Consider the following 21745-nt stretch of genomic DNA (forward strand, 5'->3'; position numbering starts at 1 on the left):
GAATGTTTTTTTGATATTCCTGAATTCAGGATTATTATTTATACCTTTGGAGAACCAATCACCTGATTTATGCTCGCTAAGGATCTCATATCAGAAGTAATACCTTCGTTAAGTCCATCTGATACTGGAATGAAAGCACTCCACTGGATGGATATTTTTCGTATTTCACATTTGCCTGTCGTCTCTAACGGTGACTTTTTGGGTTTGTTGTCCGATGTGGACATTTATGATCAGGACATGGTCGACGATCCTATTGAAAAACATCAGATTCCCCCTTTTTCTCCTTTTGTATATGAGCACCAGCACCTGTATGAAGTGATAGAACTCGTTTCGCGTCTTGACCTTACTGCTGTGCCTGTACTTACAGAGAAAAATAAATATTTGGGGATCATCAGCCAGCGTCAGCTGATCCAGTCATTCGGGGACCTGGCGGCTGTAAAAAATCCGGGAGGGATCCTGGTGCTGGAAGTAAATACCAAAGATTACCTGTTATCACAGATGGCAACTATTATTGAAGAGAATGATGCAAAAATACTTAGCTGTTATGTAACCACACCGTCTGATTCTGTCAAAATGGAGGTAATACTTAAGGTCGACCGCACGGATCTGACATCCATTATCCAGACTTTTTTGCGTTATGACTATACCATTAAAGCCTCATTCCAGAGCAGGAACGATAATGAGGATATATTACGCAACAACTATGATCAGTTCATGATGTATATGAACGTTTGATTATCTGGGAACTTCTATCTTCTGGATGATCTGTCTGACCATATCGTCCGGGCTGGAGCCTTCCATTTCTTTTTCGGGAGAAAGCATGATCCTGTGCCGGAGAACAGGATAAGCCAGTTCCTGGATATCTTCAGGGGTAATGAAGTCACGTCCCTGCATGGCAGCCCAGGCTTTTGTCCCATTCAATAAAGCTATAGAGGCACGTGGGGAAGCACCCAGGTACAAAGCTGGGTTTCCTCTGGTTGCAGCAACTATCTGGGCAATATATTCCAATAAATCCGGTTTTACATATACCGATTGAATCGAGGAACGCAGATTCCGGATAATATCGGCATTCAGTACTTTGGGAAGATCGGTGGTTTGTGCAAATAACCCGTTATTGTGGCGTTGCATGATTTCAACTTCCTGAACTGTATCAGGATAACTCACCAGGATTTTAAACATGAAACGATCCAGTTGCGCTTCCGGAAGCCGGTAAGTACCTTCCTGGTCAATAGGATTTTGTGTGGCAACTACCATGAACGGATACGACATCGGATAGGTGACGCCATCATAAGTTACCTGACGTTCTTCCATTACCTCAAATAATGCGGCCTGGGTTTTGGCCGGGGCACGGTTGATCTCGTCGGTAAGGATGATATTGGCGAATACCGGTCCGTTCCTGAATTCAAAAATGCCTTTGGCAGGAAGATATACAGACGATCCTGTTACATCCGAAGGCATTAAATCCGGTGTAAATTGTATCCGGCTGAATCCGGCATCAACGATCTCAGCAAGGAGTTTCGCCGAAAGGGTTTTAGCCACACCGGGAACTCCTTCAATCAGTACATGGCCTTCTGATAAAATAGCGACCAGCAATAAGTCTATCATCTGTTGCTGACCCACAATCAGTTTGCCAATGGATTCCCTGGCCGATTGTATCCGTTCGTTCAATTGTGAAAAATCAATGCGTGCTTCAAACATATCTGTTTTATTTGAGATTAATATCAGTGATGTAAGGTACTTTCATGAAAATCTTCTAGGGTTTTGTTCAGTTTTTCCAATTCATCGGCAGTCAGGCTGTTTTGTTTTCCGACCTGTTCGATTTTCCATACCAGATATTGCGTCTTGTCTTGAGGATAGCCCGATTTCAGGGAAAGCATATGTGTAAATTCTTCATCCAGGGTATGGGTTGGTAAGTGGTACAGGTTGCGTACCTGTTCCAGGAAAAAAGTGATCTTTTTTCTGGCAATGCTTTGATGATCCTGTTTTTGATAATACAGCCGGCTGACAACATTCAAAAAGTCGAGGGTGGTATTCCTGAGCGGACGTACTACCGGAATGATCCGTTGACGACGTTTCCCTTCGATCAGGATAAAGAACAATATGCCGAATATGCTTGTGTAATACGCCCAACGCATTTGAGGTCGCTGCATGACTACATGCAATAGGCTTGTTGCGCCGGCTCTTCCCTGTTTCAGATATTCATCCCAGATAACCGTTTTTCCGGGAGGTAAATATGATAATGCTTTAAAGGCATAATCGGAAGTGGTATCGTTCAGGACATAGTAATTGGAAAAAGCCAAAGGTAAAAGATGCAGGTAAATGTTTCCTTTTCCATGATCGATCCTGATAAAATTAGGTTTAGCTATTGTGTTTTTTCCAAGTATGGTATATTTTGACAAGGAGTCCGGTTCAAAAAAGAGGATGTTCGAGGTTTTCTGAAAACTATATGGCCGGGTATTCAGTTCCGGATGGGTGAAGGTGACGGATGTGTCACGCAATGCCTGTGCCAGTGTGTCATTGATCAGGAAATGGAGACTATCGGAAAGCATGCTTCCCGAATGCATGTACTGGGTGGCAATGAATACAGAATTTCCTTTTGATATAAAATTCAACAGGCTTTTTGTATCGAGTTCGTCCAGGGATAGATTATTGCAGATAAAAATATAATGGGCTTCCAAAGTGCTGTCCTTTTCCAGGAAATTGTATGCCGGAACCCGTGCTTCTATGATTTCCTGCCCGGGGAATACCTCACCCATCAGATTGTACAGGACGTGGGTGCCGAATGGAATTTTATCATTATTGGATAATGTTCTCGACCAGTTAATGGGTTTGGGCCGGTATACCTCAAAAAGGACTGCAGCCGCAAATATCAGGACCAGGATTACGACATATTTGATCTCGTTTTTTGTCATGACAGTAATCCTTTCAATTGATGATAATTGTCTGCTACATCAGCATAATGTTTCTCGGTAATATCAAAATCTCCATACCAGACATATTCATATTGCCGGGTAAGTTCTGCAAACGGATTACGAAGTTTTTCACGGTTGATCTCACCCAGGTAAGAACGATTGGTTTTGTCCGGCTGCCAGTGTATTTGTCCGGCATCAGACAATAGTTTTAACATGATCAGATAGGTGAGGCGTACGGCCAGCCGGTATTGTTGCTGGTCCAGTGCTTTTTCAAGCATCTTGTCCAGTTGGGCGGTACGGATATCCTGATCGATCGTCTTATCCGAAAGGTCGATTGTTTCCGGGGAACTGAAGAAGATTCCGGATGTGTCTATTTTCAGCATTTTAAGCAGGACAAAAACAGCTGCAACAACCAACAGGATGATCAAAATCCGTTTGGTCCATTTTCCGGATACATCCGAGTCAAATACGCTCCGGAGCCATTTTTGCAGATAATATTTAACATGTTCCCAGAAAGTGGTAGGATATTGGACATCCCTGGTATACCTGAATTCGGGATTTCGCCGGAAACGATCCAGGGATGCTTCATCCGGTAGCCGGACAGTAACCGGGGAATGGTCTGTCGAAACGATTGGGGCGGAAATATCATTTGGATCCTGTATTTCCATAGATACAGCTGCATCCGGCAGCAGGAATAAAGCAACCAGAACCAGGAATACAGTATATTTACACAAATCAGACAATGTGGCAATTGACTTGAAACGATTTAAAACCCGCCTTCGTTTTCAGAAGTTTCTTCTTTTCCAAGCTGTTCTATTTTTTCCAGAAGACCAGTTCCTTCTTTCTTTTCGACCAGGTTAAAGTATTGGAATCCGAGAGCGAGTGTGGGCAATACCGACATCAGGTATGATCCCAGGAACAGGATCAGGGAACAGATAATGATCAGGAGATTTCCTGTTTCACCTATCTGCATGATCGCGGCTACACCCATTGAAACATAGAAGGGGATGGCAAAAACAACGGAAGCAATACCTACCACCAATCCCATAACCAATAGGAGCCAAAAGGTAGCCCACCAGTTACTTCTGATCAGGAAAAAACTCCGGTTGATACTTTCGATCAATGGTTTTTTTTCGATGATCATGATGGGAAAAGTCAGGGAAACGGCTATGAAGATATAGAATAATAAGATAGAAGCCAGCAGGACTTTAAAAAACATCATGTTTTGAGGAATGGGTATGGCCACGATGATCACCATAGCAAGGATCAATACGATAAAAAATACGATACCAAAGCCTATGATCGGTAAAATATATGTTTTGCCCCGGTTCCATATGGTTTCTATACTGATATTTCTGTTCCCTCCGGCATATTCGGCCATATATGCATATATGGCGATCATCATCCATAAGGAGGCCAGGCCCAGAAGTAAATTGGCGAAGATTCCTTCAAAAGCCGAATTCAGGGTAGTGAGCCCCTCATCTAAATCAAGTGACATTACATCTATAGCATTGGAATAAAGCATGCCGAACATAATACTGCCCAACAAAATCAAAGGACCTACAGTAAATAAGATGATTTTGAAAAGTGATTTGAAATTGAGTTGCACAAAGGAAAAAACCGCATTGAATTTTTCACCGAAATCGCGTATTTCGCGAAGATTAATTTCTTTATAGTTCATGGGTATTGGTTTGGTTAAGACGAATAGGATAAATAATGAAATAAAAAATGATAAAAGCCAGGGAGCTGCCAATAATGGTCAGGCTCATCCATACCGGCATTTCGGTATGCCTGGTGACGTATGATTCGAAAAAGGCGGCAATGATAAAGACAGGTACAAGTCCGGCAACGATTTTCATGCCTCTCCGGACACCCCTGCTGAATGATTCGCTCCGGGAATAAGTGCCTGGGAATAAGATGCTGTTACCCATGACGAGTCCGGCACAACCGGCAATCACGATGGCCGAAATTTCCAGTGTACCATGTATCCAGATCGTCAGGAGGGATTCGGTAAGTACCCCGTATTGAAAAAAGAAATACTGGAATGCCCCCAGCATTACACCATTTTGAAACAATACCATGACTGTTCCCATGGAAAAGAAGATGCCGAATACAAAGGCTAAAAAAGAAACCCGGATATTGTTGTACATAATGTAAACGAACATGGAACTTTCGTTTACACCTTTATATACGGCCATCGGGTCGCCTTTCCTGATATTTTCAATAGTCATGTTTACATAAGAATCCCCTAAAATGAGCCGGACAAAATTTTCATCTTTGGATGCGGAAAATGCTCCGATCAAGGCAGAGATCATAAAAATGACAAAGGCGGTCAATAATTGCCTGTGGGCTCCATAAAAGAGTTGGGGTAACTCCTTTTTCCAAAATGTAATAAACCGGCTGGCCGGTTGTTTTTTGTTTTTATAGAGATAGAGGTAATATTTTCCTGCCAGTTGATTCAGGTATCGCTCTGTGTTTGATTCCGGATAAAATGTACGGGCATAGGATAAGTCATCTGTTAATTCAATAAAAGCATCGGCCAACTCATCAGCATTGTCGGATACATTTTTTTCAAACCTCGTCCATTTATCCTGGTTTTTCTGAACAAAAGTGATTTCGCGCATTACCTCATTTTTGAGAAAACAAAGATAAGCATCTTTTAATTACTTTGAAGAGGATTACAGAATCCGCCTGGTACCAGATTGATGAAAACCCTTTGTTATTACCGTCAATAACTGTATATTTGCCCCTCAAAATGGACAGGGACCACACGATAGATCAAACCGGGAATTTGCTGGAGCGGATTCACCTGCCTTCTGACTTGAAAAAGCTGACGACAGAAGAGATGCTCGTATTGTCTTCACAGCTTCGCCAGTTCATTATTGATGCAACCAGTCATAATCCGGGTCATTTAGGGGCTAACCTGGGGGTAGTGGAACTGGCTGTTGCCCTTCATTATGTTTTTGATACACCCAACGATAAGATCATCTGGGATGTGGGCCATCAGGCATACGCACATAAAATACTTACCGGCAGGAAGGATAACTTCCATACGAACCGGAAATACGGAGGATTAAGTGGTTTCCCAAATCCGGCGGAAAGCGAATATGATGCGTTTGGAGTCGGCCACTCATCGACTTCTATATCGGCCGCTTTAGGTATAGCTGTTGCTTCAAAGCTGGAAAATGAAAAAAGGCAGGTCGTAGCGGTAATCGGTGATGGATCCCTTACCGGTGGAATGGCTTTTGAAGCTTTGAACCATGCCGGCGCTGAACGTGCGAACATGTTGGTTATCCTGAATGATAATAATATGTCCATTGATCCGAATGTCGGAGCCCTGAAAGAATACCTGATCGATATTACCACTTCATATACCTATAACAAGCTAAAGAAGGAAGTCTGGGATATCATGCACAAACATTCCCGTTCGCGCCGGATGATACAACAGATCGAACGTGGGATCAAAGCAGTACTGATGAAACAAGGTAACCTTTTTGAAGCGCTTGGCTTTCGTTATTTTGGTCCGGTCGATGGGCACGATATCACTTACCTGACGCGGATATTGCAGGACATGAAGCGTATTGAAGGGCCAAAATTGTTGCATGTGCTGACCACCAAAGGGAAAGGATATGAGTTTGCCGAAAAGGACCAGACCCGCTGGCATGCACCGGGATTATTCAACAAGGAAACCGGAGAGTTGATCCGTGTATCAACTGATCAGCCGCAACCACCCTTGTACCAGGAGGTTTTCGGACAAACCCTGACCCAGCTGGCAGAAAAAAACGATAGAATCGTTGGCGTTACCCCGGCCATGTCCAGCGGGTGTTCCATGAGTCATTTGATGAAGCGTTTTCCGGATCGCTTTTTTGATGTCGGCATTGCTGAACAACATGCGGTTACCTTTTCCGCTGGTCTGGCGATGCAGGGATTGATCCCTTTTTGTAATATTTATTCATCTTTCCTGCAGCGGGCATATGATCAGGTGATCCATGATGTCGCCCTGCAGAAACTTCCTGTAGTTTTATGTATTGACCGGGCGGGCCTGGTGGGGGAAGATGGTGCTACACACCATGGCGCCTATGATCTGGCTTATCTCCGGAGTATTCCTAATATGGTTATCTCGGCGCCCATGAATGAGATACAGTTACGTCATTTGATGTATACGGCACAAAACGGGAAATATGGCCCCTTTGCCATACGTTATCCCAGGGGACATGGTGTAACCACGAAGTGGGAAGAACCGTTCCGGGAACTTCCTGTCGGAAAGGGAAAAGTTGTCCGTGAAGGGGATGATATCGCCATTGTCAGTATCGGAACAGTAGGGAACTCGGTGATTGAAGCCTGTCGTAAGCTTGAAGATGAGGGGGTTCATGCCGCACACTATGATATGATTTTCTTAAAACCGCTTGATGAAGAGCTTTTGCATAGTATATGCAGGAAGCATAGGCTTTTGGTGACCATAGAAGATGGAACCGTTCTCGGAGGTCTGGGGAGCGCCGTATTGGAATTTGCCAACGATCATAACTATGAGGTACAGGTAAAGCGATTGGGTATTCCGGATCGTTTTGTGACGCACGGAACGATACAGGAACTGCAGCATGAGTGCGGGTATGATGTAGAAGGTATTGTAAATACGGTAAAAAGCATATTACAGCGGGTGGTTCTTTCACATGTCGGTTAATTCACTATAAAATAAGGCTTGTATGGATCGTTTACGGTTTGGTGTGATCGGAACTAATTTTATATCCGATTGGGTCATTGCAGGAGGAAAACAGGATGAACGTTTTGAGTTATCTGCTGTATATTCGCGTACTCAGGAAACAGCAGATGCTTTTGCTTCCAGGCACCGGATCCCCTATACTTTTACTTCACTGGAGGCCATGTTGGAAAGTCCGCTGATAGATGCGGTATATATAGCCTCTCCCAATGCCCTTCATGCACAGCAAAGTATCCTTTGCATGGAACATGGAAAACATGTGTTGTGCGAAAAGGCTTTTGCTTCGAATGCACAGGAAGCCCGGGAAATGATGGCTGCATCCGGGCGTAACCATGTGGTACTGATGGAAGCCATGAAACCCACGCTTACACCGAATTTTCTAAAGGTGAAGGATTCCCTTTCCAGGATCGGGACCATTCGTCGTTATTTCTCCTGTTATTGCCAGTATTCTTCACGGTATGACAAATTCCGGGAAGGAACCGTATTGAACGCCTTCCGGCCGGATCTGTCCAACGGAGCTTTGCCGGATATCGGCGTGTATACTATTTACCCGATGGTGGTCTTATTCGGGCGTCCGGACAGCATTAAAGCACAGGGATTATTGTTGTCATCCGGAGTGGACGGGGAAGGCAGTGTGGTTTTCGGTTATCCGGGGATGGATGCGGCTGTGTTGTATTCAAAAATTGCCAACTCTTCCTTACCTACGGAAATACAGGGAGAGGAAGGTAATATCATCCTTGACAGGATCAATATAATCGGAGATGTCCGAATTCAATACCGTAACGGTGAAGTTGAAGACCTGACCGCTTTTACTGAAAAAGAAGAATATTACTATGAGATAAAGGAATTTATTGATGTAGTGCAGTCAGGAAGAAAGGAATCAACAATCAATAGTCTGGAAAACTCGCTGATCACTGTGGAAATTATGGATGAGATACGTAGGCAGATAGGGGTTGTGTATCCTGCTGATAAAAATATCTAAGAATTACACGCAGCAATTGAAAGATACAACGTCATAATATTAAAGGGATGAAATTTACTTGTGACTGATTTTACTGTTATAAATTTACATTTGTTATGAAAAACGTATGGATTTTTGTATTTCTTGGTTTTTTGATATCTTGTTCCGATGACGATTCCTTGCCATATTCCTATTCAAGCGAACATACCATCTATTCAAAATCCGAACAAACGACATTGCGGGAACTTGTATTTATGGTAAAACCATATATGATAGACCAGGGTATTAAAAAATATATTGTGTCCCCATCAATTATTAACGTGAAAATTATGATCAATGGAGAGGAATGGGGTGTTTTTGAGTCTGTTAAAGTAGATACGTCTCATATCAATAAGGAAATTTCCGGAGATTTTTATACTTGGCTGACACCTGTTAAATATGTTGTTAGAGCTCCCTACCTGATTTCTGGAGACATATTGACCACTGCAGGAGCATATTCTGATTTGTTAAATCGGTATATTTCATTAAAGCCAGGGACTTATATATGCCAGATCGAATATTTTGAAATAATGAATAATAACCATGAAACACGACGGATATATCCTTTGATTGCAGTACCTTTCGACGTTAAAGAAAATACAGCTAGTGCATTTATTGATGAATTTGAAATATCTATAGATTAAATTATGAGAAAGTTTATATTTTTATTGATATTGATCCCATTCTTCTATTCCTGTAAAGATAAAGCTTATATCAAGATTCAGAATAAAGTCCGTAATGCGACCCTGAACAATGTGAGTTGGGACAATAACTCTATTGCTTATTCTTTACTTCCGGGCGAAGTCAGTGAGGAATTGAAGATAGTTGATGATAAAGACGATTTTCCAAAACGGGCAGTCGTTAAGTTTTATATGCAAGGAGCCGAAAATCAGGTATACCTTCAAACAAAATATTCGTTTTCTTTAGATGCCGGTCAAACCCTGTTGATTGTGATATCCGATACAACTTCGGTGATCAATCCGATAACAGAATGAGCTGAATCCTACCTACTTTTATCCATGTCGTATTTGTCTATATTTATTTAAGGGAGATACTATTAATACCATTATATCCAAAAAATTTGATTATTTCAAAATGTAAAGTATATTTGTCAAAAATATATGTTTATTTTACTTTTTGTCTAATCTGTTTTATACCATGAAAAGGAAAAATGATGTAATTATTCTATTCCCTGCTTATTTTAAGAAAATAGGGATCGCAATTATCGCCTTTGTATTCATTATGATTGGCGCTTTAAAGATATCAGGAATTGTTTCTGCATTGGATTTATCTAAAGAACTTATCCGGACTGTTATTTATGCGATGTTGATCATAGGTTTGTTTTTTATGGCATGGAGCAGGGAAAAAAAAGAAGATGAGATGAGTTTATTTATACGTTTTCAGGCTATTACAGTCTCATTTGTCTTTGTGATTGCGTATGTACTGATAGAGCCTGTAGGGAATTATATATTCTCCATGGAAAGAGTTAGTTACGGGCATAATGTCATTTTATTGATGTTGATATTCTATTTATTGATGTATTATTTGATAAAAAAAAGATATCAATGAGAAATACGATAAAAGTCGAGAGGGCAAAACTGAATATCACCCAGCAGGAGTTGGCTGATAAGATCGGTGTTTCACGGCAAACGATCAATTCCATCGAGACACAAAGATTCATACCATCTACCGTGTTAGCGCTTAAAATTTCCGGTTTTTTTAAGGTAACTGTGAATGAGATCTTTATGCTTGAAGACGATGATTTTATTTGAATGAGTAGGGAAGTAGGAATGTTTATAAAGTCTGAAAGTCATAAAGTTTATAAAGTTTGAAAGTCTGAATGTTCATAAAGTAGAGTTTCGGGTGTCTTTTCGGAATAATTTTCATTTCTTCTTGTTCTACCTTTTTCCAATTTCATTTAGAAGCTATTTAAAAATTATTATTGAATAAAATTTGAACATCATCTCAAATTAAAATCATTTATTATCAATCAATTCTACGAAATCCAATAGGGTCAGGTTCTATTACTTTTTCAGCTTTTCTAACCATATTTCATTCTTCGTTACAAAAACTTGCCTGTATCGGCAAAAATGAGTATTTTTAAAGTTGATTTTAAATAAAACCTGCCGATAAGAGCAATTTATATACTTTATGCAATATCTATCAGTCAGTCAGTTCGCAGAGAAATGGGGTGTGCCGGAAAGAACCATCCGTAATTATTGTGCGACAGGAAAAATAAAAGGAGTTTTCTTAACAGGTAAAACGTGGAATATACCCGAAGATGCTCTTTTACCTAAAAAGAGTAGTAGCCGGTTTAGTGATAATCTTTTGCTCAATATTCTTAAAGAGCAAAAAGATATGAAGCTGAAAGGGGGTATCTATCATCGTACACAAATCGACTTAACCTACAATTCCAATCGTATTGAAGGAAGTAAACTAACAGAGGAGCAGACCCGCTATATCTTTGAAACAAATACAATAGGAGTAACTAATGAAACTATTAACGTGGATGATATAATCGAAACATCCAATCACTTCCGTTGTATCGACCTGATTATTGAAAAGGCAAAATCAAAACTTACAGAAGCGTTAATAAAAGAATTGCACTATATACTTAAGTCCAGTACCTCAGATAGTCGTAAAGATTGGTTTGGGATGGGCGATTATAAGAAACTACCTAACGAAGTAGGGGGAATGAAAACATGCTCTCCCGAAGAAGTTCAGAATACGATGAAAGAACTACTCAATTGTTATCATTCCCAAAAAGATAAAACGATTGAGGATATAATTGAGTTTCATTATAAATTTGAATCTATACACCCGTTTCAGGACGGTAATGGGCGTGTAGGCCGCCTCATTATGTTTAAAGAATGTTTGGCTAATAATGTGGTGCCATTTATTATTGATGAAGATTTGAAATGGTTTTATTATCGCGGGTTGCAGGAATGGGAAAAAGCACATGGTTATTTAATTGATACATGTCTGACAGCTCAGGATAAATACAAAGAAATACTTAACTATTTCAAGATTAATTATTAATGTGAATCAGGGGTTGAAATGAATGCTACGATTTTATCGGATATCCCGAAGGGATTGAATGATATTCGCCCCATTACCTTCGATGAACTCTCATCATTCAAAGTTCATTGTTAAATAGTATAAGTCTGAAAGTAGGAATGTTTATAAAGTCATAAAGTAGGAAAGAGGAAAGTTTATAAAGTAGGAAAGTACAAAAGTTTGAACGTTCATAAAGTCATAAAGTAAGGTTCGGGAATTTTTTTTCCGGCATTTTTTCATCTCTTTTTCATTCATCATTCATTTTTCATTGTTATTTCATATTTTTACCTACTTAAAATGGAAAAATCAGAATCTTATTCATTATCGGAGTTCAACCGGATGGTCGGGTTGAAATTGAAGGCGACTATGCCCGGTTCATATTGGGTATCAGGAGAAATCAATGAGATCCATGTAAACAATAGCGGGCACTGTTTTTTAGAATTGATTGAGAAGGAAGGCCAGGGAGAAAAGATTGTTGCCAGGAGCCGGGCCAATATATGGGCTTATCATTTCCGGATGCTACATCCTTATTTCAAAACCATGACCGGGCAGAACCTTTCGGCAGGACTGAAAGTAATGCTCCAGGTCAATATCGAGTTTCATGAACTTTATGGAATCAGCCTGCAGGTAACGGATATCAATCCGGCTTTTACGGTAGGCGAGTTGGCTGTACAGAAGCAACTGGTGATCCAGCGTCTGACAGATGAAGGCGTGATCGACATGAACAGGGAGCTGGATATACCTCTTGTCCCACAAAGAATTGCTGTTATCTCTTCCGGAACAGCTGCCGGGTATGGGGATTTCTCCGATCAGCTACACAGCAATACGTACGGATATGCTTTTCATCATACCCTTTTTCCTGCCGTTATGCAGGGGAATGAAGCGGAGCAGTCGATTATTCGTGCTTTGGAAGAGATCTTCGATCGTGAAGTTGAGTTTGACGTGGTGGTGATCATCAGGGGCGGAGGCTCACAAACCGATCTGAACTGTTTCAATAGTTACCGGTTGGCTTATCATATGGCACAATTTCCTTTACCCATTATTACCGGGATCGGGCATGAACGTGACGAGACTATTGCAGATATGGTGGCCTGTATCCCATTGAAAACCCCGACGGCGGTTGCCGAGTTTCTGATAGATAGAGCTGCTTCCATCCATCATGAACTTGAGGAACTGACACAACGTTTATACGATTCCGTTACTTCTCAGGTTCGGTTTTCCGCACAGCAATTGCAGGAGCAAAGCTATCGCTTGCAGAACATACTTCATACACAGTTGCATGAGCAGGAAAAATTATTACAGGGCCTTCAGCTTACCTTGTCGCATGCAGTATCCATGTTTTTATCGGAGAAAAGAAACGGACAGGATCAGTTATTAGTAAAAGCCCGTTCGTTGGTATGTAATACGGTACAGGTGCAAATGACAAAGATTCCGGCATTGGAAAAGCAACTCAGTAAGGTCACCCGGGCTATGCTGGAAAAGAAACGGGAACGGGTTGTATGGCTCGGTAACAAGTTATCGTTGCTGGATCCTGTAAAATTGCTGGAACGGGGTTATTCCATCACCCTGGCAAATGGGAAGGTGATTCGTGGGATTGACGAACTCGGAGCAGGGCAACGTATAGAAACCTTATTCAAGGACGGAAAGGCAGAGAGTGTGGTAGAAAAAGCGGTAAGAGACTTGTAGTTCTGAAAATGATGAAGAAGGCGATTTTATTTTGCGTGCTGCTCCTGTTTTCTGTGGTTTCGTTTTCACAGGATGTATCCACTGTGGACTATGAGATTACGTATATATTTTCCTCATCGGGAAAGACAAATAAAATTAAATTTATTTGTTTGGTTCCAGCGGATATAAAAGGAAAACAAAAAGTACATACGCTTACTTATTCCAGACAACCCCAGCGGGTTTTTTCTGAAGACGGGGATCATTATGCCGAATTTATCATGGAACGCCCATCTAAAGAAGAAAAGATAAAAATATCCGTCACCATTGATATCTACAGGAACGATTTTCAAAACAGGAAAAAAGACATAGCACAGACAGGGACTGATATGGAAAAATATCTGAAGAATGAAAAATTTATTGAGAAAGATGACCCCCTTATTATTGAAAAAGCCGGAGAGCTGAAGAAAAAAACGAGGGAAGCCACCATCAGGAAAATTTATTCATTCGTCAGGAACCATATTCAATATGAAAGTCATGAAGATGAATTGGGATCCGTTGAAGCATTTAAAATAAAGAGGGGAGATTGTACGGAATTTGCCGATCTCTTTATCGCCCTGTGCCGGGCCTGTGACATCCCTGCCAGATTTGCCGAAGGCTTTGTCACCAATATAACCAGTAATCCGAAGCATGATTGGGCGGAAGTATATCTGGAAGGTTACGGATGGATACGTTTTGACCCGACTTCCGGCAATTTAAATGAATGGAATACACTTCAAAACAGATATATCCAGTTGACCAATACGCGGTTTAACCGGACGATTAATAATGGAGGACATTATTGGGCGTATAGGTATTGGGGTGATCCTATTAAAGTTTCCCAATCATTTGTTATCAATAAGTATACTGCTATTCAAAAATGAATAGAATTCATATTTTTATCTGTTCGCTGTTTCTCAGGAAGTTTTGAACTATAGTTGAAAAGAAAACATTGGATGAAAAAATGTACGATCAATGTTGTTTGAATTTTACCGTACAATTTTTAGGAAAATATTACATCATTATTTTTTGATACATTTGCAAAATACAAAATTGTGAGAAGTTTTTTATAATGGTTTATAGGTTTTAGGAACAAATTGAATGAACTTGATCAGATATGGCGCGAAATAAAGAGAGGAAATGAAAAAGCATTTTATATGCTTTATACCTTGTTATTTTCTAATCTTGTAAGATATATCCAGCAAATCGTAAAAGATATTTTTTTGGCTGAAGATATTGTTCAGGAAGTATTTATTAAACTATGGGACGAACGGAATAAGATCCATATTGTCGGCTCCCTGCAGTCATACCTGTACAAGATGTCCCATAATTTATCCATCAATAAGTTACAACATTTTGCAACCGCTAAAAATAAGGTAAACAGAACTATTAGTGAAGAAGAATGGCAATTCATTAAGGATACTTATCAGATTGACAGTTACGTAATTGAAAATATTGAAAAAGAAGATACCGATGTGATTATCCGGCAGGTGATAGCTTCTCTTCCTGAAAAATGCCGCGAAGTATTTATACTAAGCCGTTATGAAAATCTGGATAATAATGAAATAGCTCAAAGATTGAATATTTCAGTAAATACGGTAAGATCACATATATATCAGGCCCTTGAAATAATCCGGCAGAAAGTCATGAAATGATTTCATTCATTACGACTGATTTACAGCTAGCCTGTGTCAACCAATGAAATTTTTTTTAAAAATATTCGTTTTCACTAATCATTTAAAAAGAAAATCCTGTCATAATTAATAGAAAACAATATATGAAAGAGACCGTTGTCATTTCAGATCAAATCAAACAACTGATTTCCGGGTATTTATCTGATTCATTAACCCCGGAGGAATTATCCGTTTTGAAATCGTGGATCATGCAATCTCCGGAAAATAAAAAATATTTTAATGAGATCCGGCACACATGGGCATTATCCGGAACAACTATTCAAAATAAAGAGTTCTCCGTAAGAAAGCTGGCGGGTAAATTGTCCAAACGTCATAAAAAACAATCCCGGAGATTCTGGACATGGCAGAAAGTCGCTGCATCATGGGGAATTATTGTCATTTGTGCTACTTCTTTATGGTTTTTTTTGAATGGAGACGATATATCCGTACAACCTGATACTCCCGTTGTCGCCCAATCTACACATACAGTGATCCAGGCAGAACGTGGTTCCCAAAGTTTGATAAATTTACCTGACGGAACCAAAGTCTGGCTCAACGGTGGTAGTACCTTATCATACATTCATGACTACAATATCTCGGAAAGAATCGTAGAACTTTCAGGGGAAGCCTGTTTTGACGTAGTCACCAATCCGGATAAGCCATTTGTGGTAAAGGCCGGAAAATTATCTATTAAAGCGTTGGGAACGATGTTCAATGTGAAAGCATATCCCGAAGATAAAATAATTACTACCACCCTGGTAAAAGGAAATGTGGTCGTAGAGGGCAGGAATAAAAATGATGAGGAATTTTCGATTCCTATGAAGCCGAATGAAAATATTACTTACCTCATAGATGAGAATATGGTTCATGACGCCGGTAGCAAGGCTGACATGAGTGATATAAAAAAGATCGAACCATTGATCCCGATCATTAAAGAAGATAATATTAAACCGGAATTATATACATCCTGGAAAGATGAAATATGGGTAATCGAAAAACAACAATTGGAAAATTTGTGCAAAGACCTTGAACGCAGGTACAATGTCAGTTTTGTATTTCTTACGGATGAACTAAAAACCATGCATTTTTCGGGAACGATTCAGCGACAGACAATAGAACAGGTATTGAGTATTTTGCAACGGACAATGCCTATAAATTTTTTAGTGGAAAAGAATGTGATTACACTTTCGATGAATATGGAATTAATGGAGAGATTTAAAACACAACAATGATTATCACTATTAAAGAAGGAGTGCCTATGGAGAAATAACAAAACAAAGAAGCCCTTCCATGCCGAAAGGGCCTCATTTCAAATGGTATTTTTCGATATCCTTTGCAGAGGATTCGAAAACAAAATATAAAATAAAACTAAAGACAATATTATGACAAATAAATGTACATTTATTCGTGTAAGGTATTTTTTTTCGAAAAATAATTCTTTAGCACTGTTTATGAAATTATCTTCTATTCTTATCTTAATAGTCAATCTCAATATTTATGCCAATGTATATCCTCAAAATGTCAGGCTTGAAAATGCTATTGAGAATCAAACGATAAAAGATATTTTAAAACTGCTTGAGAATAAAAGCGATTATCGTTTTTTCTACAGTGATGATTATCCGGTTTTAAATAAAGTTATTTCTGTAAGCGCTCAGGAGTCAGATATATATGTATTACTCAACCAAATATTTAATGACACACCGGCGTCATATGAGATATTGGATGATAATGTCGTCGTAATCAGTCCATTTTCCCGGCAGACCATAAGAATAACCGGCACCGTTTCGGATGATTCAGGGGAAACCATGCCCGGGGTAAATGTTCTTATTAAAGGAACCGGTACTGGAATTACTACTGATGTTGATGGTAGGTTCTCGATCGATGTTCCTAATACGGAATCTGTTCTGGTTTTTTCATTTGTAGGGTACCACGAACAGGAAATTCCCGTCGGGGAACAACGTATGATACAGGTGATAATGGTTGAATCTTCAACGGAAATCGAAGAAGTCGTCGTTGTCGGCTATGGGGTTCAGAAAAAAGAAACCATGGTCGGAGCTGTATCACAGGTAGGGAATAAAGCGCTGATGCAGTCGGGGACTGCCAGTGTAACCAATGCCATTGCAGGTAAATTATCAGGTGTATTAACGATGCAGCAATCCGGTGAACCCGGGAATGATAATGCGGAAATCATTATACGCGGAGTTTCCAGTTGGAACGGCTCCCAGCCATTGGTGCTGGTAGATGGTGTGGAACGGGACTTCAAGGATCTGGATCCGAACGAGATCAATACCATCTCAATTTTGAAAGATGCTTCCGCTACCGCTGTTTTTGGTGCAAGAGGCGCCAACGGGGTATTGATCGTCACTACCAAAAGAGGTGTGGAAGGAAAACCGAAACTGGACATATCCGCATCCTTTGGCATGGAAAAGGCCACAAATATACCGGATCATATAGATTCCTACACCACTATGAAAATGTTAAATGTTGCCAGAATGAATGAGCAACAATTTACGGAACTGATCCCCGAATATGTGCTGGAAGAATACAGGAATCCGTCATCCCGTTTAAACGCACTGCGATATCCGAATGTAAACTGGTTTAAAGAAGTGACCAGGCCGTTTGCGCCCACGGCAACTGCAAATGTCAATGTGACGGGGGGAACCAGTTTTGTCAAATATTTTGCATCTTTGGGTTATACCCATCAGGGCTCGTACTTCAAAGGTGAGAAAGACGGACATGTTGATTCCCGCTTTTGGAACAATAGGTTCAATTACCGGACCAACCTTGATTTTAATGTTTCGAAATCAACCTTATTGTCATTCAATATCGGCGGGGAGGTAAGTATCAAGAATCAGCCCACTATCGGAAATATCTGGTGGACCTTGTATGGTACTTCTCCGGCCCGCTTCCCTACTTATTTCCCATCATGGCTTCTGGAAGAATATCCGGACCAGGACTATCCCGATGATACGGGAATACGTTATGCTGAACCCATCGGAGAATATATGGATAATCCGTATACCGTATTTAACCAGAGGGCTTTTAACCGGTATCTGGAAACCAAGCTTTTTACTGATGTAATGTTGAAACAGGATCTGGATTTCCTGCTTAAAGGGCTATCCATTAGAGGAAAAGTATCCCTCAGTACCTATTACAGAAATCTTTCCCTGACATCAGCAACTACGAACAATTATCCCCAATACCAGTTTGATTATGAAAAAGCGGCAATCGGGGAAAATCCGTGGTTCAGACAGGGACAGGGTGACGAGACATACAAAATGCCGCCGCTGGCAATCGGAATAGGTGGTTTGCAGAGTGGTTATTACAGTGATCTGTATTACGAATTTTCACTGGATTACAATAACACTTTCGGAGGCCACACTGTTTCGGTATTGGCATTGATGAACCGTCAGCAGAAAAACAACGGAACAGAGTTCGCCTATTATAACCAGGGACTGGTCGGACGGATCACCTATGATTACCGGAATAAATACCTGGCTGAAGTAAATGTCGGTTATACGGGATCGGAAAGATTTGCACCGGGCAACCGGTTCGGATTCTTTCCTTCAGGCGCTGTAGGTTGGGTAATATCGGAAGAACAGTTTTTCCGCGATGCACTACCCTGGATCAGCAAGATGAAGATACGCTATTCCGATGGTTTGGTCGGCAGTGATAATACATCCAGCAGATGGTTGTATATCAGTGATTATTTTGAAGACAGTAAAAAATACATCCGCGAGGATAAAGCCGCCAATACCCGTGCACAATGGGAAGAAGCCAGAAAACAGGATTTAGGGGTTGAAATAGGTTTATTCGATAATTCTCTTCATTTTTCGGTAGACCTTTTTAAAGAACGCCGTACCAATATGTTGTTGGTTCCACAAAGTACCCCCACGCTCTTGGGTATTCAATTTAAAGAATTGAATCTGGGGAAAATGAAGAAACACGGTATAGAGGTAGAGATCGAATATAAGAACACAACAGACGGGGGCTTCTATTACTTTGTACGCGGTATGGTCGGTATCAATGAAAACAGGATCCTTTTTAAGGACGATCCACCGTATGCACCCGATTATCAAAAACAGGAAGGAAAACCTTTGGAAGCCCAGACAAGCGGAGTACAGCTTGCAGGAAACGGCTATTTTACTTCTGTGGATGATATCCATACTTTACCATCTCCGTTACCTGTTTCAGGTCTCGCGATAGGCGATTATGCATTTCTTGATTATACAGCCGACGGATTGATCAGCAGCCTGGATGCCTATCCGATCAAAGGATCGCTTTATCCTCCCGTAACATATTCGTTTTCTGCGGGATTCAATTACAGGAATTTCGAGTTCAGTTTCCTGTTTCAGGGTAATGCCGGAAAATATGTATCGTACAACCAGAACTTTGAAGCCGAGTTCACGAAAGGTAATTATCAGGTACATGCTTCGCAACTGGATTATTGGACACCTACCAATACGGGAGCCAATCACTCCACCCTGCATTTCCCGGGCACCGGTTATATCAGGAACCTGGCATGGCTTCCTGCTACGGAAGGAACAGGATATACCACGTATATCGAAGGCCGGTTCTGGAGAAAAGCCGATTATCTCAAACTGAAGGAAGTATATATAGGATACAAGTTTGAACCTAAATGGGAAAAACTTCCGGGTATTTCCTCTATCAATGTTTATATGACAGGAAATAACCTGTTGACTTTTACCAAATTGATCGAAGGTGATCCTGAGCGGAAGGATTTCAGCAAGGGATTTTATCCTCAATTGCTCAGTGTTAAACTTGGTATGAGGGTTTCTTTTTAACATAAAACCGGACAACAATGAAAAAAAATAATTATATCATTATCCTGTTCATAGGAATACTTTTCTCGTCATGCCTTGATGATTATCTGGACCGTGCACCTGAATCCGGAATGACCACCGAAGATGTCTTTTCAAAATATGAAAATTACAAGTTATTTTTCGATGCGGTATATGAAGGAACCAGTAAAGACGATCCTTCCCAGCCGAATAACTGGCATGAGTTCAATATAAAGACGAGCTATAACCTGTATTTAACACAAAGCGACTTACGAAGTACCTGGGAAGGTTTGACCGAAACGGCAGATATGGGCCGTATTAACCGTCAGGCCATTAAAATGGGGGAAATAGAGGCCAATCTTCAATGGTTTACTACACATCGTGTAGCCCCTATATTGAATTCTATGTTCAAGGTGATTCGTATCTGTAATGTTTCCTTAAAAAACATTGAGATGTTGACTGATGCGGATAAAGAAACCATCGATGATTTTAAGGGTCAGGCACATTTCGTAAGGGCTTATGCTCATTTTGCATTATTCAGGCTTTGGGGCAGGATGCCCTATATCGATAATGTGATCAGCGGTGATGACCAGTGGGATCTTCCCCGGCTGAGTAATAATGAAACTTTATTACGGATAGCTGAAGATCTGGATACGGCAGCCTACTATTTCGGAATGGCAGGAAAAATGCGCCGTGATCCGGGCCCCGGTGGACAGGGTCACTTAAATGATCCGGAGCAATGGAGACCTAACGGAGTAGCTGCGAAATCGCTGAAAGGAAGAGTATTGTTATATGCTGCCAGCCCGTTGAGTAATGTAAAGGGTAATACCGATTGGGAAAGTGCAGCTGTGGCCTGTTGGGAAGCCATAGAGCTTGCCGAACAGCATGAGTATGCTTTGCTATCCGCAGCTGATTACAAAAGTAATTTCGTAGGTGCCAAATACACCAATGAACAGATATGGGCGTGGAATTATGGGACTGCAAATTATTCCAACAGGATACAGACCCAATTACTCAACAATGTGCTTCGTAACAATTCGACAAGCCCGTCACCGGAATGTCCCACTCAGAATATGGTCGACCGGTATGAAACAGCATCAGGTGATCCTTTATTTACCCAGGCCGAAAGGGCAGAGGCCATCGCAAAAGGAACTTATAAGGAGCAGGATCCTTACGCTAACCGGGATCCGAGATTTTATCTCAGCATCCTTTATAATACTGCTCCTGTTACCGGATTCGGAACTGCCAAAATTTATTACGAAATGGTCAATGGAGTGAGGGTCAATGGTGAAATGTTGAATTTCGGCACTCATACAGGAGTCACACAAACCGGTTATTATCAGGCAAAATACTGGGGCGGACAAAGTGTGAAAAATAACATAAGCACTCATTATACCGATCCTTTAATTCGTTTAGCTGAACTTTATCTGAACTATGCGGAAGCAGCCAATGAGGCCTACGGACCTAACGGGAAGGCGCCTGGAGCTGCTTTGTCGGCTGTTGAGGCGGTAAATAAAGTCAGGAACAGGATAGGAATGGTTTCTGTCCAGGATAGATTTACCACATCCACCGAATTATTCAGGGAACGTATCAAAAATGAAAGGACAGTGGAACTTTATGGGGAAGGCCATCACTTTTATGACATCCGTCGCTGGAAAGACGCTCCCAGACTGATGAACGAAAAATCCAGAAGAATGGATATAGAAAAGGTGCCTGTCAGCGCAGAATATCCCACAGGGTACAAGTATGATGCCACTAAAGAATTACCTGCAGAAAGACAGGTACGGTGGAAATCTGATGCCATGTATTATTTTCCTTTTCCGATTTCAGAGGAAAACAAAATGAAAGTGTTTGAACCCAATCCACGTTGGTAAAAAATTGAT

19 protein-coding genes are annotated in these 21745 nt (G+C 40.8%); 14 read left to right on the top strand and 5 right to left on the bottom strand.

The genetic code is table 11. The features are described 5' to 3' along the window. Positions 1–69: 69 nt before the first annotated feature. Complete coding sequence (locus LBQ60_20980; protein ID MDR2040398.1) at positions 70–735, top strand: CBS domain-containing protein; 666 nt, start codon at positions 70–72, stop codon at positions 733–735. On the opposite strand, the gene LBQ60_20985 is transcribed toward LBQ60_20980, so the two are convergent. Genes LBQ60_20985 through LBQ60_21005 form a run of 5 tightly spaced genes read right to left on the bottom strand, consistent with a single transcriptional unit; the run spans position 736 to position 5536 of the window. Beyond that, positions 736–1698, bottom strand: coding sequence for a MoxR family ATPase (locus LBQ60_20985; GenBank protein ID MDR2040399.1), 963 nt, complete (start codon positions 1696–1698; stop codon positions 736–738). 23 nt (positions 1699–1721) lie between these two features. Next, positions 1722–2912, bottom strand: coding sequence for a hypothetical protein (locus LBQ60_20990; protein ID MDR2040400.1), 1191 nt, complete (start codon positions 2910–2912; stop codon positions 1722–1724). After that, positions 2909–3646 carry a DUF4129 domain-containing protein gene (locus tag LBQ60_20995; protein ID MDR2040401.1) on the bottom strand — a complete coding sequence of 246 codons (738 nt, stop codon included), beginning with the start codon at positions 3644–3646 and terminating at the stop codon, positions 2909–2911. The genes LBQ60_20990 and LBQ60_20995 overlap by 4 nt, the downstream gene beginning before the upstream one ends. Positions 3647–3678: 32 nt before the next feature. Continuing rightward, positions 3679–4593, bottom strand: coding sequence for a hypothetical protein (locus LBQ60_21000; protein MDR2040402.1), 915 nt, complete (start codon positions 4591–4593; stop codon positions 3679–3681). Then, the gene (locus LBQ60_21005) at positions 4583–5536 is read right to left on the bottom strand and encodes a stage II sporulation protein M (protein MDR2040403.1); all 954 of its coding nucleotides are present in this window, start codon (positions 5534–5536) and stop codon (positions 4583–4585) included. The genes LBQ60_21000 and LBQ60_21005 overlap by 11 nt, the downstream gene beginning before the upstream one ends. A gap of 131 nt (positions 5537–5667) precedes the next feature. Here LBQ60_21005 and dxs point away from each other — a divergent pair, with 131 nt between their 5' ends. From dxs to LBQ60_21070, 13 genes are all read left to right on the top strand, one after another. After that, entirely contained in the window at positions 5668–7593 is a 1926-nt protein-coding gene (gene dxs, locus LBQ60_21010; GenBank protein ID MDR2040404.1) for a 1-deoxy-D-xylulose-5-phosphate synthase, read from the top strand. Positions 7594–7615: 22 nt separating this feature from the next. After that, positions 7616–8611, top strand: a complete 996-nt coding sequence (locus LBQ60_21015; protein ID MDR2040405.1) for a Gfo/Idh/MocA family oxidoreductase — start codon at positions 7616–7618, stop codon at positions 8609–8611. Between the two features lie 95 nt (positions 8612–8706). After that, positions 8707–9273 carry a hypothetical protein gene (locus tag LBQ60_21020; GenBank protein ID MDR2040406.1) on the top strand — a complete coding sequence of 189 codons (567 nt, stop codon included), beginning with the start codon at positions 8707–8709 and terminating at the stop codon, positions 9271–9273. A 3-nt stretch (positions 9274–9276) separates the two neighbouring features. Next, a complete protein-coding gene (locus LBQ60_21025) occupies positions 9277–9624 on the top strand; it encodes a hypothetical protein (GenBank protein ID MDR2040407.1) in 348 nt (115 codons plus the stop codon). A 163-nt stretch (positions 9625–9787) separates the two neighbouring features. Continuing rightward, positions 9788–10198: a hypothetical protein gene (locus tag LBQ60_21030; protein ID MDR2040408.1), complete on the top strand. Its 411-nt coding sequence runs from the start codon at positions 9788–9790 to the stop codon at positions 10196–10198. After that, a complete protein-coding gene (locus LBQ60_21035) occupies positions 10195–10401 on the top strand; it encodes a helix-turn-helix transcriptional regulator (GenBank protein ID MDR2040409.1) in 207 nt (68 codons plus the stop codon). Before LBQ60_21030 ends, LBQ60_21035 begins: the two co-directional genes overlap by 4 nt. A 379-nt stretch (positions 10402–10780) precedes the next feature. Continuing rightward, positions 10781–11668, top strand: a complete 888-nt coding sequence (locus tag LBQ60_21040) for a Fic family protein (GenBank protein ID MDR2040410.1) — start codon at positions 10781–10783, stop codon at positions 11666–11668. A 315-nt stretch (positions 11669–11983) separates the two neighbouring features. Beyond that, entirely contained in the window at positions 11984–13372 is a 1389-nt protein-coding gene (gene xseA, locus LBQ60_21045; GenBank protein MDR2040411.1) for an exodeoxyribonuclease VII large subunit, read from the top strand. 8 nt (positions 13373–13380) lie between these two features. Next, positions 13381–14271 carry a transglutaminase-like domain-containing protein gene (locus LBQ60_21050; protein ID MDR2040412.1) on the top strand — a complete coding sequence of 297 codons (891 nt, stop codon included), beginning with the start codon at positions 13381–13383 and terminating at the stop codon, positions 14269–14271. A 213-nt stretch (positions 14272–14484) separates the two neighbouring features. Further along, on the top strand, positions 14485–15042 hold the full coding sequence (locus LBQ60_21055; GenBank protein MDR2040413.1) for an RNA polymerase sigma-70 factor: 558 nt from the start codon (positions 14485–14487) through the stop codon (positions 15040–15042). Positions 15043–15164: 122 nt separating this feature from the next. Further along, positions 15165–16292 carry a DUF4974 domain-containing protein gene (locus LBQ60_21060; GenBank protein MDR2040414.1) on the top strand — a complete coding sequence of 376 codons (1128 nt, stop codon included), beginning with the start codon at positions 15165–15167 and terminating at the stop codon, positions 16290–16292. A gap of 219 nt (positions 16293–16511) precedes the next feature. Next, positions 16512–19865 (top strand): TonB-dependent receptor, encoded by a 3354-nt coding sequence (locus LBQ60_21065; protein ID MDR2040415.1) that lies wholly within the window; start codon positions 16512–16514, stop codon positions 19863–19865. A gap of 17 nt (positions 19866–19882) precedes the next feature. Then, a complete protein-coding gene (locus LBQ60_21070; GenBank protein ID MDR2040416.1) occupies positions 19883–21736 on the top strand; it encodes a RagB/SusD family nutrient uptake outer membrane protein in 1854 nt (617 codons plus the stop codon). Positions 21737–21745 lie beyond the last annotated feature (9 nt).

Source organism: Bacteroidales bacterium, assembly GCA_031275285.1.
Lineage (GTDB): Bacteria > Bacteroidota > Bacteroidia > Bacteroidales > UBA4181 > JAIRLS01.